Source organism: Bacillus sp. XB1, from assembly GCF_053557995.1.
Genome location: NZ_JBNRIL010000001.1, coordinates 589,192 through 610,585, shown reverse-complemented (window position 1 = coordinate 610,585; position 21,394 = coordinate 589,192). Strand labels below are relative to the sequence as shown.

The window sequence follows — 21,394 nt, the reverse complement described above, 5'->3', positions numbered from 1 at the left end:
TAGAAATTTCTATTTTAAAAATGAGGGATATTTATATGTCAATATGCTCATTAAAAATAATGCCTTTTTAACTAACTTAACCAAAATTAGTTAAAAAATGTATTAAAAGTAAAAATTTTAAATATCCCCAAGAAAAATTACAATATTAAAAACATCCTTTCTTTTGGTTCTAAAGAAAGGATGTTTTTATAACAGGCTTTTTCAAGTGTCTATTCTATAGGGTACATTTACCAGTGTTCTTCTCTTTATTATTTCATTAAGTAACATTATCATTACATTCTGTATGGTTTCTTAAAAAATTTCAGTAAAAGAACATATTAATTTTGAAGTGTACAAATAGGGAGAGTGACTTCAACTGTAGTTCCCTTATTCACTTCACTCTCAATAAATACCTTTCCCTGATGTGTTTCAATGATTTTATAACAGATCATTAACCCTAAGCCAATCCCCTCTTCTTTAATACTATAAAAAGGTTCTCCAAGGTATGGTATACGTTCTTTTGGAATCCCACACCCTTGATCGATAAAACGAATACTTAATTGATTATTATCAAGTATATTTAATTGAATGAGAATTTCTCCTCCCATCGGCATAGATTCAATTGCATTTTTTAATATATTAACAAATACTTGCTTTAATTGATTTCCTTCACATGAAATCAATGGAATACCAGGGTTAAGATCGATTTTAATTTTTATATTATTCATCATTGCTTGAGGTTGTAGTAGCATTAAAACTTGATCCATTAGCACACTAATGTTATTAGGTTGCATTTTTACCACCTGTGGTTTGGCTACCGCCATAAATTCAGTTGTAATGCTCTCTATACGCTCAATCTCTGATGATACTATATTAATATAACCCTGATTATTCTCACTTTCCGTTGATTTTAGTAATTGCATGAACCCTTTCATTGCAGTTAATGGATTATTAATCTCATGAGCCATTACAGTCGCTAATTGTCCTACAACAGCAAGTTTTTCAGATTTTCGTAATAATTCTTCTGTTTTTAGCCGTTCAGTGATATCACGAGAAATACTTAGGAAAACTTTTTTACCATTTAAGTTAAAAACACGAACACTAAACTCAGTTGTTATTACTTTTCCTGTTGGAAAAACATATTCATCTTGCAAAGTGAAGGAAGTTTGTCCCTTTTTAATTTTTTCTAATAACCTTACGATTATTTGAGAATCTTGTGGTACTACATTTGAAAATGATAATGAGAGCAACTCTTCTCTACTATATCCAAATCTTCTACACCCAACAGGGTTTACCTCAATAAATCGACTTGGAGCATTATCTTCATTCAGCTCTACTACATATACCGCATCAGTTGCTTGTTCAATTAGTGCACGGTACTTCATTTCACTATCTCTTAATTGCTGGTGTAATCGATGTCGTTCTCTTTCTGCTTGTTTTCTTTCAGAGATGTCTCTACATATTGCTGATAAAGCTATCACATTTCCTCTTACATCTAGTATAGGAGAAACTGTCAGACTGACATCAAGAAGACTCCCATCGCTCCTTTGTCTAACAGTTTCTAATCTAGTAACCACAGATTCACCTGTTAGAATTTTCTGAATATTTTTAAGCGATTCTTCCATTAAAAAATCTGGTACACAAGGTAATCTCTTACCTATGATTTCTTGTGATGACCACCCAAATATCTTTTCATAAGCTTTATTCGCTTGTAAAATATGCCCTTCTCGATCAGAAATGGTAATAGCATCTAGATTGTGCTTTATAAATGATTCCAATAATTCTTTGGTAGCGCTTAATTCTGATTCTACCTTTTTCCTTTCGGTTATATCAACTGTAGAACCAACAACTTCAATAACTTGTCCATTTCGTTTAATCGGCCTAAGCGCAATAAGAATAATAGTTTTATCATTTGGCCAAGGTAATTCAAATATAATTTCTTTTCCTTCCCATGCCTGAAGATAGTACTTCATCAATTGTGGAACTAAATGTGGAGGAACAATAGAAGCATCAATAGTACGTAAGCTTTTTCCTACCACCTGTTCAGAATAAAATCCGTTTTGATAATAAAACTGTCCATCACATAAAGTGTGTATAAAGTGCTTACCCACTTTTTTAAATTTAAAAATTCCTCCTTGAAGCTCATGTACGGTATCTGCAAGTTCTTGCTTCGATTTTTTTAATTCTCGATTCATTTTAGATAAGTCCTGTGTTAAATAATACAATCTCTGGTAGGCTTCCATAAGAAATAGCCCAATTAAAAGTCCTAACGCTATATATAATAAGCCTCCTGTGTAAAGTAATGTAGTATTAAATAATACGCCAACTAACCACTTTATTCCAATAAAAACAGAAAAATATAACGATGCACTTTTAAAAGGATGTAGTTTTTTAAAATAAGTTTTAAAGGTAGAAAATAGAATCCCCATACCTAAATAAGCAATCACAGGAGGTTCCCAGTACCCTCCTGTGTAAAAGATACGCATTACAATTATGCTAATTAACGTAATCCAACCAGCAATACGACCAAAGTAAATAAAAGATAGAATAAGAGGAACAACTCGAAGATCGTAGGAAAATCCCATGTATGGAAAAGAAAAGAACATTAACGTAACTGCAATAATCCCTCCATAGAGCTTTTCAAAATATCGACTAGAATTAATTGTAAACACTTGAATAAATATTGCTACGCTAACTAATAAAGAAAAAATAGAAAGGTTGATGAAATAATCTTTAATAATCATGTAATGTCCCTCCTTGCATTAAGTGTATTCGACAAAAAAACTAAAAATCCTACAAATTGTATAAACAGTTCAAATGCATAAATTTTAAACTAGGATAAAATCTAGAAAAGTAAATACGGAGCACAGCAGATGAGATATTTTAATGAAAAATAGTTCAAAAAAGATAATAGTAACCGTTGACTACTATTATCTTTTTTCTTTAATTTATCGTAATATGTCTGAAACTCTAAGGGACGTGGTATGTCATTTCATCAAACAATGATTATATGCTGAGTGATGAATATAGAAATTTTAGCAGTAATTTTTGAAAAATAACATAAAAAACAAAACTATCTTTAAAAATGGAAAAAAACTATATAAATGTCAACTAATCTATGTACAAAAACGTTCACTTAATTTTGCATAAAATCACTCAACTTAGGAAGCTAAGTAGTTCTTCAAGGTCGATAAGAACACCTGTAGATGCTTCAGGATAACTACATAATTGTATGAGTAATGTACTTGAAACCTTTCGGTAAAACCATACACATAAGACAACTAACTCCTTGGTTCAATATTTACTTTTTCGCTGAACAAATTCTTTTTCTTGAGCAAATTATTCTAGGATATAAGGAGATATATGCCATTGCAATTTTTCAATTAACTTGGTGTCTAGTTTATTCTCCAGCTCCAATTACTTCGTTACTTTCAGATTCAGTTCATTATATTTTGTACTTTGTCTTTATACACAACATATTCTTTACCATCCACTACTGCTACTACCGCAAATTCATCATTTGGATTGAATGAAAGCCAATCAGCCCACATGTTAGTATTAGCCCCTCCACTCCACATATTATGAACAGTGTTTTTAGTTAAATTCATAACTTTATAAGACGCATTTGGCGCATTTGTTCCAGTCTTTATTTCAAAAGTGTATGCGTTATGAATTTTTTTATAAAAGTAGAAAACGTTTGATGGACGAAGCTGATTCAAAAAATCCTGTTCTTTTTTCTCTGCAATTTTTATCCCTTCTTGCAAAGTGACAACATCTGTTTTTAATGTTTTCCAACTGTTTTTCGCTGCATTCAAGCTAGGGGTTAAGAATTTATATTTATTTTGATCAGCTTTTTGATCAGCTTTATCAATATGTCCCAGTACACCCGAATATTGAGAATCTAAATCCTCCCATTGCGTAGACATATAAGTAAGAGCAGTGATAGCACTATCAAGCATACTATGCATATCACTAATATTATGAAATGCAACTCCAACTACACGATTCAATGTTATTTTATAATCTACAGTCTGACGCAATTTTGCTAATTCAGGTTCTAGCCAACCTAACTTACCTCTTGCATCACCTATCATTATGCCACCAGCAATCAAGGTTGGAATAAAGGGGATTTTCACCATGTCTAAGCCCTTAGATTCTATGTCTTTCTGATATTTTACTTGTCCTAAAAGGTCCTCTAGACGCTTTTGGTCAGCCTCCACATCAGCACCTTGGTTTTTTAAAATCGATTGCAATGTCTCTTTATGACTTCCAAATGTTCTAACATCTTCTCCAATAGCATTTTTTAATTGAATTAATTCTTCTTTTAATGCTTTTGCAGACTTTTGATTTTGTTGAATTCCTCCCTGTAAATCTGTAATCCCTTTTTTTAAAGTATCTCCATTTCCAGTATTGATCGCCTCTACTAATGTTTCATAATAATTTTCAAATTTTGTATCGTATTCTATAATGCCTGTCAATGTATCAAAAAGCTGTTTTTTTACTTGTGTATTCCATGTAACAGCATGTGCTCTTGCATTCTTTTGATCTTGTACAATTTTACTAGGTAAATCTGCATTTCCATTAATAGTTATTCCTTCAAAACTCACATCTGGATTATTAATTAGCAAATAAGAATATTCATTCATAGCTTTTGCAAATAAACCAGCATCTTGCAAAGCTTTTTTCATCTGTTCTTCATTTGCTGAAAGAGACATATTTTCAGTGTTCGTTTGTTCAATTTCAATTGCAAAAGTTTCTAGTGGTATGACTGCATAAGTAGTTGTTATAGTTAAAAATGCTGATACAGCGAGTAGTTTATGAGGGATTTTTTTCATCATTTCGTATTCCTCCTATATAAGGTATGGTTTCAAGTTCTAATCTTATTAAAAAGCGATGTCTTTCAAAATGAGTTCTACATCTTTTATCAGTATCGTTTGAACTTTCTTTAGCAGCCTTCAAATCATTAAGTATTAAAGAAAATGTATATAATCTGCTTCAAATTAACCGATTCTGTTGCAAATTTTAAAAAAGCAATTAAACTACAAGGTTATTTTTTATTCGAATCATACTTATATATAATTGAAAGGCGAAGTCTTTAATGAGACTCCGCCTTTCTGTTATATAAGGATTTATTAATTATTACTTTTCTGTTTAACAGTGTAATCATAGACTTTCTATGTTTTAGTTCACTTTACAACAGAATTAATATTTCCCTATTTTTGTGGAGTAACAGTTTCCACTTTTAATTCCTTTATTCCTTCTTTTAATGTAACAGCATCTGTTCGTAATGTTTTCCAACTGTCTTTCGCTGCATTTAAATTAGGTTTTAAGAATTTAAATTTATTTTGATCGGCTTTTTGAGCTGCATTCTCAATATGCCCTAGAACGCCCGAATATTGAGAATCTAAATCATGCCACTGTGTGGACATATAAGTAAGAGCGTTAATAGCATCATCAAGCGCCTTGTGCATTTCATTAATATTACTGTAAGCAACTCCAACTACACGATTTAAGGTTACTTTATAATCCACGGTCTGACGTAATTCTGCTAATAAAGGCTCTAACTTACCTAAATTATCCCTTGCTACTCCCACTATGATACCGCCAATTATTGGTAGACCCAAAATAGCACCCTTCATTACATTAAACCCATCAGATTCTAATTGTTTATAATAGTTTACTGATCCTAATACTTCTTCTAGACGCTTTTGATCGGCATCAACATCTGCACCTTGATTTTTTAAAATTGACTGCAAGAGCTCTTTATTACTTCCAAATGCTCTAACATCGTGTCCAATAGAGTCTCTTAATTTAGTTAATTCTTCTATTAGTTGTTGTGCGTACTTTTGATTTTGTTGAATTTCACCTCGTAAATCTGTAATCCCTTCTTTTAAAGTTTCTCCATCCCCTGTATTAATCGCCTCTATCATTGTTTCATAATAATTATCAAATGTTGTATCGTATTCAACAATACCATTCAATGTATCTAAAAGCTGTTTTTTTACTTTCGTATCCCAAGTAACGGCATGTGCCCTTGCATTCTTTTGATCTTGTACGATTCTACCAGGTAAATCTACATATCCATTAATGGTAATTCCCTCAAAATTCACATCAGGATTCTTAATTAACATATAAGAATAGGCATTCATAGATTTTGCAAATAATCCAGCCTTTTGCAAGGTCTCTTTCATTCTCGCTTCATTTGCAGAAAGTGCTGTATCTTCATTGTTCGTTTGTTCAATTTCACTTGCAAAAGTTGTTACTGGTGAAACTACATTAGCAGTTGTAATAGTTAATAACGTCGATACAGCGAGTAATTTGTAAGGGATTCTTTTTATCATTTCATTTTCCTCCAATTTAGGTTTTAAATTTCAGTTCTACTCCTGTTTAAAAGCAATATCTTTTGAAATGAATTCTGCATCTTTATGAATATCATTCCAACTTTCTTTAGCGGCTTTTAAATCATCTGGTATTAAAGAGAATTTGTGGTCTTGCATAGAATCGATATTATCCAATAAATCTGTATAATTTGCACCCATTGTATTCCATTGCTTTTGAATATTTGTTAGAGACAATATCGCTTGATCTACAGTCTGATATAGATATGCCAATGTTTCTTTCGCGTTAGTAAGCGAAAGAACTGCTTGATTAGCACGATCTGCTTTCATACTTAATTCTCCGATTTTGTTAGAAATTTCATTATAGGAGTCCATATGCTTAGATGCTGTGACACCAGCCGCTGTTCCTAGACCGATACCAGCTGCACCAAGAGCCGAGAGTCCACCAACAACAGCCGGTGTTGCTGTACCGCCAGTTACAACAATAACTACCGCTCCTCCAATAGCTGCAATAACTAAAATAGCTGCTCCCAATCCACCACCAATTGACCATGCTAATACATCATCAAAATGTTTTTTCTGAGTAGAACGAAGTTGCTCAATTTCAGCTTGAAGTTGTGGAATCGTTGCCTGTTGACCTGCTAATATTGCAGTTAATCCACCTTTCCCATCCGGACCACCAACATTATTTTTAAAATCTGTAGAATTTTGATATAGTTTCCCTTTGAAGTCTTGTAGCATCTTAATCACATCTGTAACTTCTTTTGAATTTGTATTGATTGTAGTAATTAAATCATTTATACCCTCTTTTAGACCTGCCTTATCTTTCTTTTGTACAGTTTCTACTAATGTGTCGTAATAATTTTGAAATTGTTCATCGTAATTTACAATATTACGAGCAGTTTTTTGAATCTGTGGCTTCGCTGTATCTAACCAGTAATTCGCATTGATTCGTGACAGCTCTTGATTAAGGTGAATATTTTTGAGCAACTCTCCCCCCTCTGAGCCTAAATCGATATTAGATAAATTTACATTTGGTTGCTTAATCATTGTTTTTGCGTATAAATCCATTACTAGAATATGAGACCCTGTTTCAGCTAATGCTTTCTTCAGTCCTTCGGGGCCTAATGCATAATTGCCTACTTTTTGTTCTTGAGCGGTCGTTTCTTGTGCAAATGCATGAATAGTGTTACCGGTAGTAGCAGTTATAACTGTTGCTAATGTAGCTAAAGTTAATACTTTGAATGGAAATTTTTTCATGACTATTCTCCTTCTTTCGCTAAATGCTTATAATCTTTATGAATTACCAAAAAACGCAATATTAAAATTTATATACTTGTTCTTCAAGGTAACTTATTACATTTTTTAATTGTCTTAATGTATCTTTTTGAGACTGCTCGTTAGTTGTATCAACATTAGTGGATAATTTTGTAATACTATTTTTTATTAGATTTAAATCTTCTTTATAGCGCTTTAGTAGATCCAGTTCTACATCTACTTGATTTGCAAACGTATGCAAATCATTTTGTGTAAGAAGAAGCATTGATTTTTGTAAATCAGCTATTGATAATTTCGTTGTTAAATCATATATTTTTTGATTTTGTTTCTCTAAATCATCTAAATATGCTCGCTGTTCTGCTGTTAATTTATTTACTTCAGCAAAAACGCCAAATGTTTTCTTAATCTTTTCGGTATCAATGACCTTCATCAGGTCATACTCTTGTGTTTTTGCTGCGGCTGCGGCTGCTATTTCACCTTGTTTGCTTTTCTCAATTGCTTCACGAGCTGCTTTTTTTGCTGCTTCAATCTCTAGAGCAGTTTTACCTTGTTCTGTCGCTTCTTGCGCCGCTTTTTTCTCCGCTTCTAAAATAGAGTTGTTAATTTCTTTTCCTTTGTTATACGCTGCCACCCCTGCTTGAGCAGCCGGTTCAATAATTTCTTTTGAAAGACTATAAACTTCTTTGAATATAGCAAATCCCTGTTCATTTAAAGCCCCTGGTATTAATGCAATTTGCTGTAAATCATTTTGAATTGCTTTTTTGGTATTTAATATTTCATTTTTTAACTGATCTATTTTTCCTGTTCCATCTGTACTTAGTATGCCTTGCGCAGTTGCCACATTAGTATCAAAATCTTTTAATTTTTTATCAAGCTGTAATTTAAGATCTGTTAATTCATTGATTTGTCGTTGCGCATTTTCTTGATTCGTCATAGCCATTTCTTGAAGTACTTCAAGTCTATCCGAAAACCCTTCTCTATCTTCTTTATTGTCTACAAACGATTTTAATGTCGGGTAATAACTATTAAATTTTGTTACAAATCCTTTACTTTTTGAATTTAATAGAATTAACTGTGGATAGAGTTCCGATGACCATTCCTTCATATCTTGTTTGATTAGGAATTGATTGGTATTTAAAGCTGGGACTTCCTCTAGCTGTACATTAGGACTCATTAAAGATTGATCAATATACGTTTGGACTAATTTAGAATGCGCACCTAATTTTCGTAATGATGAAGAAATATCCATGTTTTCTTGTTGAGTTTCTGCTTGAACGATTGGTGTTGCGAGAGTATTGATAGGAATAGTTGCTCCAGTTACAATGGATGTTATTAAAAATCCTGTCATTATTTTAGTTTTCATTCCGTACACTCCTTTACCATTGTTTTTATAACTTAATTCATATAACTTGTACGACCGCTCTCTTTGTAAACTGGATAAGAAGGAGAAATCTTTCAGATACGTTAATATCGTTGTTTTTTACTTCTAATAGGATATAAGGATTTTATTTATCTCTCATTTCGATACTCTATTTTTTAAAATATAAATAACAAAAATTTATTAACTATATTTGAATCAGGCACCTTATGAGTAGTAAATTATTAATTCTTTCCTAAAGTTGCGGTTTAACTTACAGAATCGTGAGGATCAATAAACCAATGCTTACAGTTAATCTTGTCATAACATTGTTTAATTTCAATTTGATAATATCCCTCTTAGTTTTGTCAGCAAACTCCTTACTAGACAACAAAAGATGAAATTATACTGTACATTGCTTATACTTTTATTGCGGAATAACTTCACTTTTGTTACGCAGAAACTTAGAACACGTTTATTACCAATTTGATTCTTGACCTCTTGTAAACGAATTGACTATTTAGAAAATTATTAAAGACATAATGTTACTTACAACTTCACTATAATTCCTATTAGCGTAACCTTCTCCTTTCTGTCTGGTCATACCAGTTATGTTGTTCATTAAAACATTAAATTTTTAATGCGTAAATAGAAAAATTTTGTCGATTAAGCTCGATAATTTACTGTTAAATAAAAATATGAACCGAAAAAAATTATATAAATATAGTTATTTGTAAATTTCATTTCTGTAATTGTAATGATTACAAATTAATGTGTATACGGTTAAAAATAACTATTTTAGCTCAGCCAAGAAATTTTATTTTAGAAAAAATACTTATAGAATAATATAATAGGTCTTTTTATACTTTTTTACCTTTATTTACTTATGTATAATTGCATAAAATGTAGATATATTTAGTAATATATGTTATATTGTTGATTTTTTACAAAACATCCTAATATCATTATTAATAAATATCTAATATGAAGATATTAGTCTATAAACTTATCTTCGTTATAAACGTAGGTTTTAAATTACAAAAAAGCTGCAAAGCTTCCTTGGAACACTTTGCAGCCTTCTGTATTTTTATTCCCTTTAGCAAAATAACGGTTAGTGTATTTTTTCAAATTAACAATATGGTACAAAGATTTCCATTGAGCTTTTACTCACATATGTGTTTATAAAGTCTTCAAGAGCTATTTGTTTGAGCTGACATCAGACTAGTTTATCTGATTCAGAACTATACCGATAAAGTGCAACTTTAATCAGTGGGGGTTTTGTTCATCCCCACTGATTATTAGCCCACACCAATCGGGCTTTTACGGGCAGCCCGCCCCCCACCTAACTTCTTTGCTTTCGCTGAATTTTTAGATGGAGGTCTTACTGCCCGGCAAATAGCGGGATAAATTCAGCACATGATTGTTATTAAAAAAATAGATATACTTTGTTTCTCCATTATTTTTCTAACTCCTAAAAATTGAAACTGTTCCGCTAACAAGATAATATCTGGTTAATCTCATACGTCTATTTGAATACAAGTTCTTTTTCTAGACAAATCACAAACTCTTTCTAGAGTAATAAGTCCAGTATTTTCATCTTTTGGGATACTTACACCCATGTTTAAGTCTTTACATTGGAGACAGCAAATAACAAGCTTATATTATTGTATATTTTTCACGGTACTGCCTAGGAGTCATGCTAGTGATTTTTTTGAAAACTCTTATAAAATAACTTTGGTCATTAAAGTTAAGCCAAGCACAAATATCTGATAACGAATAAGTAGTGAGGGTTAATAATTTCTTTGCTTCTTCCACTCGTTCCCTTTGAATATATTCGCTTAAAGTAATTCCCATTTCTTTTTTAAATAGTTTAGACAGATAAGTAGGCGTAATTTCTAAATGATTAGCAAGTTCATTCAGAGATATTCCATCGTAAACATTTTTATTAATATGTTTTATACATGTAGTAACCGCGTAAGAATACTTTTTTGCATTGTATTCTTTCACACGATCTGCAAAGGTACGTAAAGCGTCCCCTGATAATCGCTTTACAGATGCTACATTATCTAATTGTTCTAGGGTTTGTATATATAAAATACTATGGGCAAAAGCAATATCTGGTGGCAGATTTCCTTCTATTGCATATCGAGTGGCTAAGGTAATCGCAATAATTCCAAGGTTTTTTTGATTCCTGAGCGGATCCTCTACTAGCATAAGTTCAACATCTTCTTGCGAAACCGCATACATATACTGTATTAACTTTTTTTTATTTCCTTCTTTGATAGTCGAAAAGAAATCATTTACTAATGCCATATTGTGCGTTTTAGGTTTATTTTGTCGACGTTTTAAAATATATAAATCAGGTTTCACATTTTTATTAGGAGTTTCCTCTAGTACTTTATTTTTTTCCAAGACAATATCTACATCTAACTTTTCATTGAAAATCATGTAATGTAATAAAATTCCCATATCAATTAATGTAGTTTTTTTAATCTCAGATAAACACTGATAATAGGCAAGTCTTTCTTGAATGTTATCATTTGATTTAAATTCTTTCTGAAATTTTATGATCATATCATCTGAATCTTTTGAATGTATAGTAGGACCGATTATAATAGTCCCTTTAATATCATCATGATTTTCTATATGAATTAGAACAAAATTTTCAAGATAGTTGTTGCTTCGAAAAAGTGGCAAGTTACAGGGATCGTTTTCTTGATAAATATCACTAAGATGTTCTTCTTTTGAAGAATAAAAAGGACTACAAACATTATCAGATGTAGAATGATATAAAATTTTTCTGTCTGCAGATAAAATATGTACAGGGGCATTAAATGCTTTATGTGCAAGATCACACAAGTGTTGTATATCGATAGAAGTATTCATTACATTCTCCTTTATAGATCCATAAAATATATTTTGTTATATATAATTCACGACAAATAATACTATAAAATATCAAATTAGTACAATTCACAACAAAATATTACTATATCTTTTTTATAAAAATCATATATTATTTAATTGTAGTTAGCATCTAAATATCAGAGTAGATAAGTAAAGGAAATACACTAAGTTCTTTTCTTAATTCTACAAAATATAATTATTGAACTTGAGAAAACAGTGAAGTACTTCAAAATACAGTGGTAGTCAATGCGAGGACCAAGCTGGAAAAAGATTTAAAATAAAGCGAAAGTAACAGGAGATACTGTACCACCGTAAGAAACAACAGTCAAAGTTCCAATTCAATCATTTATACAAATTGAATTCAAAAAATAAATACTGCTAATTTAAATGTGAAACTGAAAAACTATTTTGCTCCAAATTTTAGAAAAAGATAATAAAGAAGTTGTGAAATTGGAAACAGATGAAAGCGATACGGCTATTTTTGAAGCACTATGCTTTGAAAAGTACAAGGTGGAGGAAATTCAAGTACTCAATTAAATATTTAATTGAGAGAAAGGTCTTTTCATCAACTAAAAATAAAAAACGAATGGAATATTCAAAAACATGACACTATATTACTGGTCGTAACAATAGTTTTACTTTCCACAAAAGAGGAAAAATATATAGACTTTACAAATACTAAGAATAGCAAACTAGATAGTTTTATTACCGCATCACATAAAGTGAAACTTTAATCAGTGGGGGTTTTGTTCATCCCCCACTGATTATTAGCTCTCACCAATCGGGCTTTTACGGGCAGCCCGCCCCCCACCTAACTTCTTTGCTTCCGCTGAATTTTGAGGTGGAGGTCTTACTGCCCGGCAAATAGCGGGATAAACTTATTATTAATTTCCAAATACAATAGTTGTTAATCAACAAAAAAACTTCAATAATTAAGGTGCACAGTAAATTGACCTCAAAACAGTAATTACTACAATATCAGTTTTTACTTATTCTATAAAAAAGAAATATCACTTAATAATTATTACTTTATATCAATTTAGACATAAAACATTTTATTATATCGGCTTAAGTATTATGAAATTAAAATTACAAATAACACCAAAACTCTTTTAAGGGCCCATACATCGTTCGTATCAGGTTGATTATCTTTTGATACCTATGTCATTAATACAACTAAAAAAGTTTATTACAAAGGAATCTGAGAGGTTTTTTCGATTTCAAAATTTATTTTTTTGTAAATTAAAGGAAAAATAATCCATATATATATACGGATTATTTTCTTAGTGTACTCTGTATTGACCTGTTAACTGTTTTTCAGCTATTCGAACTAAGCGTTTTGTAATCTCTCCACCGATCCGAACCATTTGCAGATGATGTGATGTATCAGGTCCCAGTGTGACTCCTAGTTCAAAAGCAATTTCATACTTCATTTGCTCAATAGTACTTGTAGTAGCAGAAATAAGAATTTCATTTGTATTACTTTCGCATCTTTGAATATTTATAAATAACATGTACCTAATTATGCTATTTATGCATGAGAAACCTAATTTATTCCAGTATTTTTATAGGAACCCTTTCCCTCCCCTTATTCCACCAATTAAATTTGAAACACAAATGTACATTGCATTTCAATATAACAATAAAAGCTACAAAAGCAACGAATTTACTATTTTAAAGTTAAGTGTTTAACCTTGAAGTACTTAAATTCTTTTTTCCAGATAAAGCATACATTATATCTTGATGTTTTATTGTCCTCTTATAATTATGTGGTATCGGGAATTTATTTCGGTGTTCTTTTATTATAATTAAAGTTTGAAGTTCTATGTTCAATACTTTTGCGAGGACATGATAGTTATATCCATTGTTTAACAGAGAAATTATGTCATAAAACATAGTTTTTCCACCCACTAATTTTACTAATTTATTCTTTAACTCATCCCCTTTTTCTTTAGCTTCATCAATTTCTAACAACATAGATTTTTTATTTGTCTGCTTAATGTATTGAGTATACAACTCTGGGAATTCTTTTTGTACTTCTTTGTTTAATACTGGTTTATATTTAATCATATAAGTAACTTGTAACAATGAGCGTTTTAACAAACTATCTTCAATGAGATACGCTACTTTATTAAATAAATGGACATATTCCTCAATATTGGAATAACTATTAAAATGAGCTAATACTCTACTTTTTATACTAAAAGCCTTGCCTACATAAATAATATTGTCATTATAATCTTTAATGAAATAAATACCACTGTCAGATTTTTTCAATTTATTATCTAATTCTTCTATACTCATAAAATGCAATTCACTCATACTTCTCTCTCCTTAGCAGTTTTAAATCGTAAAAAACAAGCAAGGTTTCTAAAAAAGTACTTAGCTGCCCTAGCATCTCTTATTTTATCTCTTGCTAAATGTCAAAAAACTGTTTCTATGTTCCTCAACTATCAATATGATTATTAATAAAATTTTCTATCGTTATTATCTCGCAATTTTATCATGTAATTTCGAGATCGTTTCCTCATTTAAATTACTGTGTTTTATCGAATAAAGGAAATATATTACTACCCCAATAGTAATCCAAATACTAAAGTACACCCATGTCCTTAACGGTAAATTTAGCATTAAAAACACACAGCATACAATTGCAACGCATGGTAATACAGGTACAAAAGGTACCATAAATCCACGTTTTAAATTTGGGTGTGATTTACGTAGAATAATAACTGATAGACAAACTAACGCAAACGTCACCAAACTACCGATATTAACTAAATTAACTAATTCTTTCAAATCAATAAACCCAGCTATTATAGAGCTCCCTATTCCTGCCAATCCAGTTATAAAAGCGGGTGCTCCAGTTTTCTTATTAACTTTCGCAAATGATTTCGGTAACAATCCATCACGACTCATTGCAAAGAATACTCGTGTTGCCGCATACATATTGGAAAAAATAACAGCCATAAGGCCAATTACAGCACCTGCAGCAATTGCACCAGCAACTTTTCCTTGTCCTACAACTTCCATTACATAAGCCATCGCCTCAGGAACATTTAATTCTTTATAGGAAACCATTCCTGTCATAACAAGGCATACCATAACATAAATAATTGTACATATGATTAATGATGCAATAATACCGATTGGAAGATTACGTTTCGGATCTTTTACTTCTTCTGCTGAAGTTGCTAATATATCAAAACCCGTAAAAGCGAATAAAATAGCTGCTCCACCCGTAAAAACTCCACTTAAACCGTATGGTGCAATTGGTATCCAGTTCATTGGTTTTACATAGAATATACCAACCGTAATAAACAACAAAATCATTCCAATTTTAATCAATACCATTGTATTATTGATTCGTTTACTTTCCCTCGTACCACGGGATAACATCCATGCTAATATCAATGTAATGATTACTGCTGGTAGATTCACAATACCACCATGCGAAGGAATCGTTACTAGAGCTTTAGGTATCTCTAATCCAAATCCCTTTATTAAATTGTGGAAATAGCCTGTCCATCCAGCAGCGACAGCCGCTGTTGCCACGATATATATTAATAGCAATGACCAACCTACTAGATGAGCAACAAACTCACCAATTGTTGCATATGAGTATGTATATACACTACCAGACGCCGGGAGTGTAGAAGCAATTTCCGCGTAACATAATGCTATAAATCCACATATAATTGCTGCAAGTATAAATGAAAAAACAACTGCTGGGCCAGCATTTCTTGCTGCTACTAATCCAGTTAACACAAGAACGCCCGTTCCAACTATCGAGCCTACCCCTAACATAATTAAATCAAATGCTCCTAATGTTTTCGTTAAAGTCTTGCTTTGATTATGCTCTAACAATTGTGTAACGGATTTCTTTTTTAGTAAATTACTCATATTTTCTGTATCCCCTTTAAAATAAGGTTTATTCTTCTCGTTAGTGTTGTATATAAATTTACTTAGTTATTAACTAGCCTCATAATATTTCTTTTACATTAAATAGATTTAAAATATTATATAAATTCGCTTCTCACTTACTAGTTAAACTAGACATTTCCATAGATTTTTGCGTACAACGTTTCATAGCTGAAATGATAGCTGTTCTTAAACCTTTTTCTTCTAGCGTTACTACAGCCTCTATCGTCGTTCCACCTGGAGAACAAACCATATCCTTCAATTCACCTGGATGTATTCCTGTTTCCAATACCATTTTTGCAGAACCTAATACAGCCTGAGCAGCAAATTTATAAGCTTGTTTTCTCGACATACCGCCAAGTACAGCAGCATCTGCCATGGCTTCTATAAACATATACACATATGCTGGAGAAGAACCACTAATAGATGTAACAACATCCATTAGTTTTTCATTTATAACCTCCGTCTGGCCGAAAATATTAAATATGTTCAGTACCTCTTTTATATCTTTTTCTGTAACCATTTCATTAAAACATAACGCAGACATTCCTTCTCCAACAAGTGCCGGTGTATTAGGCATTACTCTAACAACTTTTAACTTTCTACCAAATTCATTCTCAGTGCTCTTAATACTTTTTCCTGCAGCAATAGTTACAACGATTACATCATTTTTTATTTGATCTTTTATTTGGTTAATTACCGATGAGTATAAATCTGGTTTGATTGATAAAATTAAAATGTCAGCGCTGTTAGCGACTTCATTGTTGTTAGTAGTTATAGTTATGCCATATTCATTACTAGCATTTTTTAAATTAATAACATTTAAATCTGAACAAATTATTTGATCTGGAGAAACTATATTTTTTTTAATCATCCCACCTATCATAGCAATACCCATGTTTCCACATCCGATGAATCCTATTTGTTTATTCATAATAATTTGCTCTTGCTCCTTCTACTCTAAATTTTATTGATTTTGAAATTATTATTCTAAATAAGGGCTATTACAATTACTTGGTTTATCAATAGAATTTCAAAATTCTCCTTCCTATATAGAGCTTACATATACCTCTAATAACTTCTTTGCTTTCGCTGAATTTTGAGGTGTGGGTCTTACTGCCCGGCAAATAGCGGGATAAAATCATTTCTTTAATCTATAATAAGAAGGACATAAAAAAACAAAAAGTTACAAAAATTTTCAAATTAAAACTTTTATAACTTTTTGTTTTGATGTAAATATAATTTCAATTAATGTATCTCACCGTTTTAAACTTGACGCTCCATAATCTTGTATAGTTACATTTATATGATATTTAATCGGTACTTTACTAAATGTTTGATCCCAATCTTTTTTGACTTTCTCCCATGTTCTCGGGTGTTTAATTCTTAATTGGTTGCCAAAACCCGCAATATCGACTTGGTATTCTTTTTGTATTTTTTTTGTAACATGATGTACTAAGTGCTTTACTTCTTTTTCAATAGCTTTTTCTTCCCTTTTTAAAAATTCATTTTCAAAATCTTTTCCTGATTGCATCCAATTTTCAGACAAACGCCCTTCTGATTCAATGTTTACATCAAAGGAAATATTATTTCCGTTAACATGTGGTATGATTTTGCTTTTTATTGACTTTATTTCGTATATAATGAGTTTCTTTGATTCTTTATCAAAAGTTTTTACCACACCACCATTCCTTTTTCCATTTATCCATACTACTCCTTCCAATTCCTGTTCATTTAAAAAGCCCATCAACTTTTTTGTCTTCCCTTTAATTACAGCAGCTCCTGCAAATTTTGTTTCCCCTTTTATCGAGATTACATTTTGCAAAAGAAAACTGGACCCTGACCGCATCTTCCCTTCCAATTTAGCGAGCGATACAGGAGGTAAAATCCTTGTTGTTCTATTTCTATTATCTGCAATTCCAGACAAACGAAATGCTGGGATTTCTCCTTTTTTGTTTGATTCCAGTACCTCCTTCGCTAGACCCTTGCTAATTAAGAGCATACAGCTAAGCCGAACTTCATTGTCACGGAGATACTGTTCAAGTAATTGTTCTAAACTGAATGTACGTACAAGACTATCACTAATAACAATGTTTTTTAAATGTGGGCTGAACATTGTGCTCTCTCTTTTCAATGAAAACTCACGAACAATTTGATGAATGGAATCACCGGTCTCAGAAACATTTATATAACGTTTTTGTTGTCCATTTCCTTTACTTTGTGCTTGCGAACTAACAATTTGATAAGTAGCTGTTATAAGATTTCTTTTAGGATAACCTCCTTCCTCATCCTCTTTCTCAATTGTTGAATCCTTCCCTTTATCTAGTGCTATACCTGCAGTTAAACTCAACTCTTCTACTTCTTTACTGCTCCAACATCCTGTTAAAAATAGAAGCAAAAGCGTCCATAACAAAGCCAAATAGAACCGCATATAATTAAATTTATTTTTCACACTACTCCTCCTTTTAATCGCGTAATAATAAGAAGAAGCAGTGGCAGTAAACCAAATAAAAATAAAGCAGCATTACCGAGCATATCCCCCAATTTAAGCAAGTCATTTATATTTTTCGAAGTCATAGCAATGATGTAAATGATTGGAATCAAAGCAAAAATAAACGGATGAATTCCCTTTTTAAAGAGTTGTGCTAATCCTAATGCAGCTGCATAATAACTAATCGTATAGGTAGCAAATATTTGCATAATCCATATTACAAGCAATAAAGATTCAAAACGTTCAAATATCAATCCAGAAATTTCAAAACTGCGCATAAGGTCAATTGTCGGCCATGTTCTTGTTACAACCCCATCAATTGATAATGCACCAATGACCATTACAACAGTTATTACATAAAAGATTAACGGAATAGAAATTCCAACTAAAATAGCTTTTACTGCTTTATTTCGTTGTTCCATAAATACCAAAAGAATTAACATAATTTCAGGACCTGTATATGCGAGAGACGTTGTTTTTATCCCATCTAACACTGGTTTAATCCCCAAACCCAATACGGGACGGAGATTATCTATCTCGAATATTCCGATGCTCATAAAGGAAATGATTAAAAAAATAAAAACAGTAATAGGAAATATTATTTCAAACATCCGTGCAATTGAATTAATACCACTCATAATCAAATAGAGACCTATCCACATAAAAGGCATAACAATAGCCCATGTGGGGGTTCCTTCGAGCAAAAAAAAGCTTATTACTTCTGCCATTGAACGAATTTGAAATGCTGAAGTTGTAAGAAAATACCCTATAATAAGAAAACTAAGCAACCTGCCTATCCATTTCCCTACAATATCTTGACTGTATTGGTAAAATGTTTTTTCTGGAAACTGCTGACTTAATTTGACCATAATTACTCCTGAAACCATTGCCAGTATTCCACCTAATATCACACTTATCCATACATCTGGTGTTTTCACTTTTTCCACAGATGCTCTGGGCAAAGTGAGGATTCCTGTCCCAAGTATGTAATTTACAATAATAACAACTGCTTGCGAAGTTGTTATTCGGTCTTTAAGTTTAGTAATCACTGAAGGCCACTTCCTTTCGTCATCAGCTACCTTTTGCGGATATTTTTTTTGGTATGCATTATTTTCGGTCGACGTCTCATTATTTTTAATGGCATGCGAACCATAAAATCTTTCCAGTCACTAAATCGATATGGAACAGCAGGACTGGTATAAGGAACGCCAAAACTTTTCAGTTTCACTAAATGACTGCAAAGTAAAAGAAAGAAGAGAATAACTCCATACAAGCCAAATATCGCAGCACAAAACATAGCTATAAAACGAAGAATGCGTAACGTAATTCCCACACTATATTGCGGAATAGTAAAAGAAGAAATAGCTGTTACCGCAACAACGATAACCATTATTGGACTAACAATTCCTGCTTCTACGGCAGCCTGACCAATTATTAAACCACCCACAATTCCCATTGCAGGCCCAATCGGTTTAGGCAGACGTAAACCTGCTTCTCGCAAAACTTCGATAGCTACTTCCATAATTAACGCTTCTATTAAAGCGGGAAAAGGAACTCCTTCTCGCGATCCGATAATAGAAATAGCGAGCTTAGTGGGAATTAATCCTGGATGAAATGAAATAAAAGAAATATATAGTGCTGGGGCAAATAATGAAACAAAAGCTGTCATGAAGCGTAATAAGCGGAGAAGCGTACCAGGAAGCCACCTTTCATAATAATCTTCTGGTGATTGCAGCAGCATACTAAATGTAACTGGAGCAATTAAAACAAATGGTGTTCCATCTAACAAAATAGCTACTCGACCTTCCATTAAAGCACTAATAACACGATCAGGCCGTTCTGTATTTTGAATCTGCGGAAAAGGACTGAGATAATTATCTTCAATGAGTTGCTCTATATAACCAGATTCGAGTACACTGTCTATGTCAATTTTCTGAATTCTGTTTTTTATTTCATCCACCAATTCTGTACTAGCAAGATCTTTAATAAATGCGACAACTAACTCTTTCTTTGCACGTTCTCCTACTGGTAGCTTTACTAATGATAAGCTCTCATCCGCACAATGTCGTCGCAAAAGTGAGGTATTATCACTTAATACTTCAGTAAAACCGACCCGTGGCCCTCTGACTAACGCCTCCGATACTGGTTCTTCAATGTTTCGTTTATTTGCTTTTGTTGTACCAAGAATAAACACATCTGCTAAACCATCAATTAAAAGAGCTGTTGAACCTATCAATACTTTGGGTATTAAATCTTTTATGTAATGGACTTCTGCTACTTCACTAATTGTAAGAACTTTATTTTTAATATATTCTTTTGAAACAGTCCCCTCCACATAAGAAGATTCATTTTTATATTCATCAGAAAAATCATCCATTAGTAATTTCATAATATGTTTGTCAATTATCTCTTTATCTGATAGGCCATCAACAAAAACGATCCCAGCCTGAATATCTGTGCGTCCAATATTAAACTTCCGAAAGCGAACATCAGAATTATGTCCGATTTGTTGCTTTATAAGTTCTAAGTTAGAGGCAAAATCATTTGTGAAATGAACGTTTGCATTTTGAGATAGTTTATGCTCTTGTTTCGTTTTAATTTGAATATTATTTTTTTTCACTTGTTTGTCTCTTGACTTCCACCAACTCATTCTTCCCACTCTTTCTCTGACATACGAACCCAATGAAAAAATCTTGAGATAGTATACGGAATTAAAAACAAGATAAAAGCTTGTACAAAGACTTTCCAATCTGGAAGATAAGAGGTAATTATGTTCCACATTTTTATCACCCAATTTATATACTCTGCTAGGATTGAGATTTCTAAAAAACGATATGTACTTAATAAAAAATAACTATAAGATTAAAGAACAGAAAAGCGAGACATTATGCTTATTTAGTACAAATAACCTAATTAGTATAAAAACATTTCTGACCTAAAATACCATTTCCAATTATAATTTGTTAAATATTATCTCCTTTTCCCTTATTTATATGCCCGCATTTGAATTTCAAATAATATAAGGATCAATGATATTTCCTCTTAAAGAAAAAAAGATGCTAGAAGATAGCATCTTTTTTTAAATTCAACTTACTATGTAGTTATATTTTATTTTGGAAATAC

14 protein-coding genes are annotated in these 21,394 nt (G+C 31.8%); 1 reads left to right on the top strand and 13 read right to left on the bottom strand.

What is annotated here, in order from left to right:
* Positions 1 to 317: 317 nt before the first annotated feature.
* The 6 genes from ACK1U5_RS02950 to ACK1U5_RS02925 form a co-directional block, all read right to left on the bottom strand.
* On the bottom strand, positions 318 to 2,723 hold the full coding sequence (locus ACK1U5_RS02950; RefSeq protein ID WP_087875532.1) for a PAS domain S-box protein: 2,406 nt from the start codon (positions 2,721 to 2,723) through the stop codon (positions 318 to 320).
* Positions 2,724 to 3,416: 693 nt separating this feature from the next.
* Positions 3,417 to 4,817, bottom strand: a complete 1,401-nt coding sequence (gene hblB, locus ACK1U5_RS02945; RefSeq protein WP_000976141.1) for a hemolysin BL regulatory component HblB — start codon at positions 4,815 to 4,817, stop codon at positions 3,417 to 3,419.
* A gap of 375 nt (positions 4,818 to 5,192) precedes the next feature.
* Complete coding sequence (gene hblA / locus ACK1U5_RS02940; RefSeq protein ID WP_087875533.1) at positions 5,193 to 6,320, bottom strand: hemolysin BL binding component B; 1,128 nt, start codon at positions 6,318 to 6,320, stop codon at positions 5,193 to 5,195.
* Between the two features lie 36 nt (positions 6,321 to 6,356).
* Positions 6,357 to 7,577, bottom strand: coding sequence for a hemolytic enterotoxin HBL lytic component L1 (gene hblD / locus ACK1U5_RS02935; RefSeq protein ID WP_000714435.1), 1,221 nt, complete (start codon positions 7,575 to 7,577; stop codon positions 6,357 to 6,359).
* Between the two features lie 61 nt (positions 7,578 to 7,638).
* Positions 7,639 to 8,958: a hemolytic enterotoxin HBL lytic component L2 gene (hblC, locus tag ACK1U5_RS02930; RefSeq protein ID WP_000850227.1), complete on the bottom strand. Its 1,320-nt coding sequence runs from the start codon at positions 8,956 to 8,958 to the stop codon at positions 7,639 to 7,641.
* Between the two features lie 1,650 nt (positions 8,959 to 10,608).
* Positions 10,609 to 11,838 carry a helix-turn-helix domain-containing protein gene (locus ACK1U5_RS02925; protein WP_087875534.1) on the bottom strand — a complete coding sequence of 410 codons (1,230 nt, stop codon included), beginning with the start codon at positions 11,836 to 11,838 and terminating at the stop codon, positions 10,609 to 10,611.
* Positions 11,839 to 12,267: 429 nt separating this feature from the next.
* Here ACK1U5_RS02925 and ACK1U5_RS02920 point away from each other — a divergent pair, with 429 nt between their 5' ends.
* Positions 12,268 to 12,396 carry a hypothetical protein gene (locus tag ACK1U5_RS02920; RefSeq protein WP_000939299.1) on the top strand — a complete coding sequence of 43 codons (129 nt, stop codon included), beginning with the start codon at positions 12,268 to 12,270 and terminating at the stop codon, positions 12,394 to 12,396.
* Positions 12,397 to 13,142: 746 nt separating this feature from the next.
* Here the strand turns inward: ACK1U5_RS02920 and ACK1U5_RS02915 are convergent.
* The 7 genes from ACK1U5_RS02915 to ACK1U5_RS02885 form a co-directional block, all read right to left on the bottom strand.
* Positions 13,143 to 13,373, bottom strand: a complete 231-nt coding sequence (locus tag ACK1U5_RS02915) for an alpha/beta-type small acid-soluble spore protein (RefSeq protein WP_087875535.1) — start codon at positions 13,371 to 13,373, stop codon at positions 13,143 to 13,145.
* A 166-nt stretch (positions 13,374 to 13,539) separates the two neighbouring features.
* Positions 13,540 to 14,181, bottom strand: coding sequence for an excinuclease ABC subunit C (locus ACK1U5_RS02910; RefSeq protein WP_001292158.1), 642 nt, complete (start codon positions 14,179 to 14,181; stop codon positions 13,540 to 13,542).
* 165 nt (positions 14,182 to 14,346) lie between these two features.
* A complete protein-coding gene (locus ACK1U5_RS02905; protein ID WP_000067453.1) occupies positions 14,347 to 15,762 on the bottom strand; it encodes an amino acid permease in 1,416 nt (471 codons plus the stop codon).
* 133 nt (positions 15,763 to 15,895) lie between these two features.
* Complete coding sequence (gene proC, locus ACK1U5_RS02900) at positions 15,896 to 16,714, bottom strand: pyrroline-5-carboxylate reductase (protein WP_048568447.1); 819 nt, start codon at positions 16,712 to 16,714, stop codon at positions 15,896 to 15,898.
* A gap of 324 nt (positions 16,715 to 17,038) precedes the next feature.
* Complete coding sequence (locus tag ACK1U5_RS02895; protein WP_000790799.1) at positions 17,039 to 18,232, bottom strand: Ger(x)C family spore germination protein; 1,194 nt, start codon at positions 18,230 to 18,232, stop codon at positions 17,039 to 17,041.
* Positions 18,229 to 19,320 (bottom strand): spore germination protein, encoded by a 1,092-nt coding sequence (locus tag ACK1U5_RS02890; RefSeq protein ID WP_098645470.1) that lies wholly within the window; start codon positions 19,318 to 19,320, stop codon positions 18,229 to 18,231. The genes ACK1U5_RS02895 and ACK1U5_RS02890 overlap by 4 nt, the downstream gene beginning before the upstream one ends.
* 26 nt (positions 19,321 to 19,346) lie before the next feature.
* Positions 19,347 to 20,921 (bottom strand): spore germination protein, encoded by a 1,575-nt coding sequence (locus ACK1U5_RS02885; RefSeq protein ID WP_100240310.1) that lies wholly within the window; start codon positions 20,919 to 20,921, stop codon positions 19,347 to 19,349.
* Between the last annotated feature and the right edge of the window lie 473 nt (positions 20,922 to 21,394).

What these genes read in the sequence shown, in the direction of transcription:
- ACK1U5_RS02950 (WP_087875532.1), bottom strand. Translation starts at nt 2,723, where the DNA reads ATGATTATTAAAGATTATTTCATCAACCTTTCTATTTTTTCTTTATTA.
- hblB (WP_000976141.1), bottom strand. Translation starts at nt 4,817, where the DNA reads ATGATGAAAAAAATCCCTCATAAACTACTCGCTGTATCAGCATTTTTA.
- hblA (WP_087875533.1), bottom strand. Translation starts at nt 6,320, where the DNA reads ATGATAAAAAGAATCCCTTACAAATTACTCGCTGTATCGACGTTATTA.
- hblD (WP_000714435.1), bottom strand. Translation starts at nt 7,577, where the DNA reads ATGAAAAAATTTCCATTCAAAGTATTAACTTTAGCTACATTAGCAACA.
- hblC (WP_000850227.1), bottom strand. Translation starts at nt 8,958, where the DNA reads ATGAAAACTAAAATAATGACAGGATTTTTAATAACATCCATTGTAACT.
- ACK1U5_RS02925 (WP_087875534.1), bottom strand. Translation starts at nt 11,838, where the DNA reads ATGAATACTTCTATCGATATACAACACTTGTGTGATCTTGCACATAAA.
- ACK1U5_RS02915 (WP_087875535.1), bottom strand. Translation starts at nt 13,373, where the DNA reads ATGTTATTTATAAATATTCAAAGATGCGAAAGTAATACAAATGAAATT.
- ACK1U5_RS02910 (WP_001292158.1), bottom strand. Translation starts at nt 14,181, where the DNA reads ATGAGTGAATTGCATTTTATGAGTATAGAAGAATTAGATAATAAATTG.
- ACK1U5_RS02905 (WP_000067453.1), bottom strand. Translation starts at nt 15,762, where the DNA reads ATGAGTAATTTACTAAAAAAGAAATCCGTTACACAATTGTTAGAGCAT.
- proC (WP_048568447.1), bottom strand. Translation starts at nt 16,714, where the DNA reads ATGAATAAACAAATAGGATTCATCGGATGTGGAAACATGGGTATTGCT.
- ACK1U5_RS02885 (WP_100240310.1), bottom strand. Translation starts at nt 20,921, where the DNA reads ATGAGTTGGTGGAAGTCAAGAGACAAACAAGTGAAAAAAAATAATATT.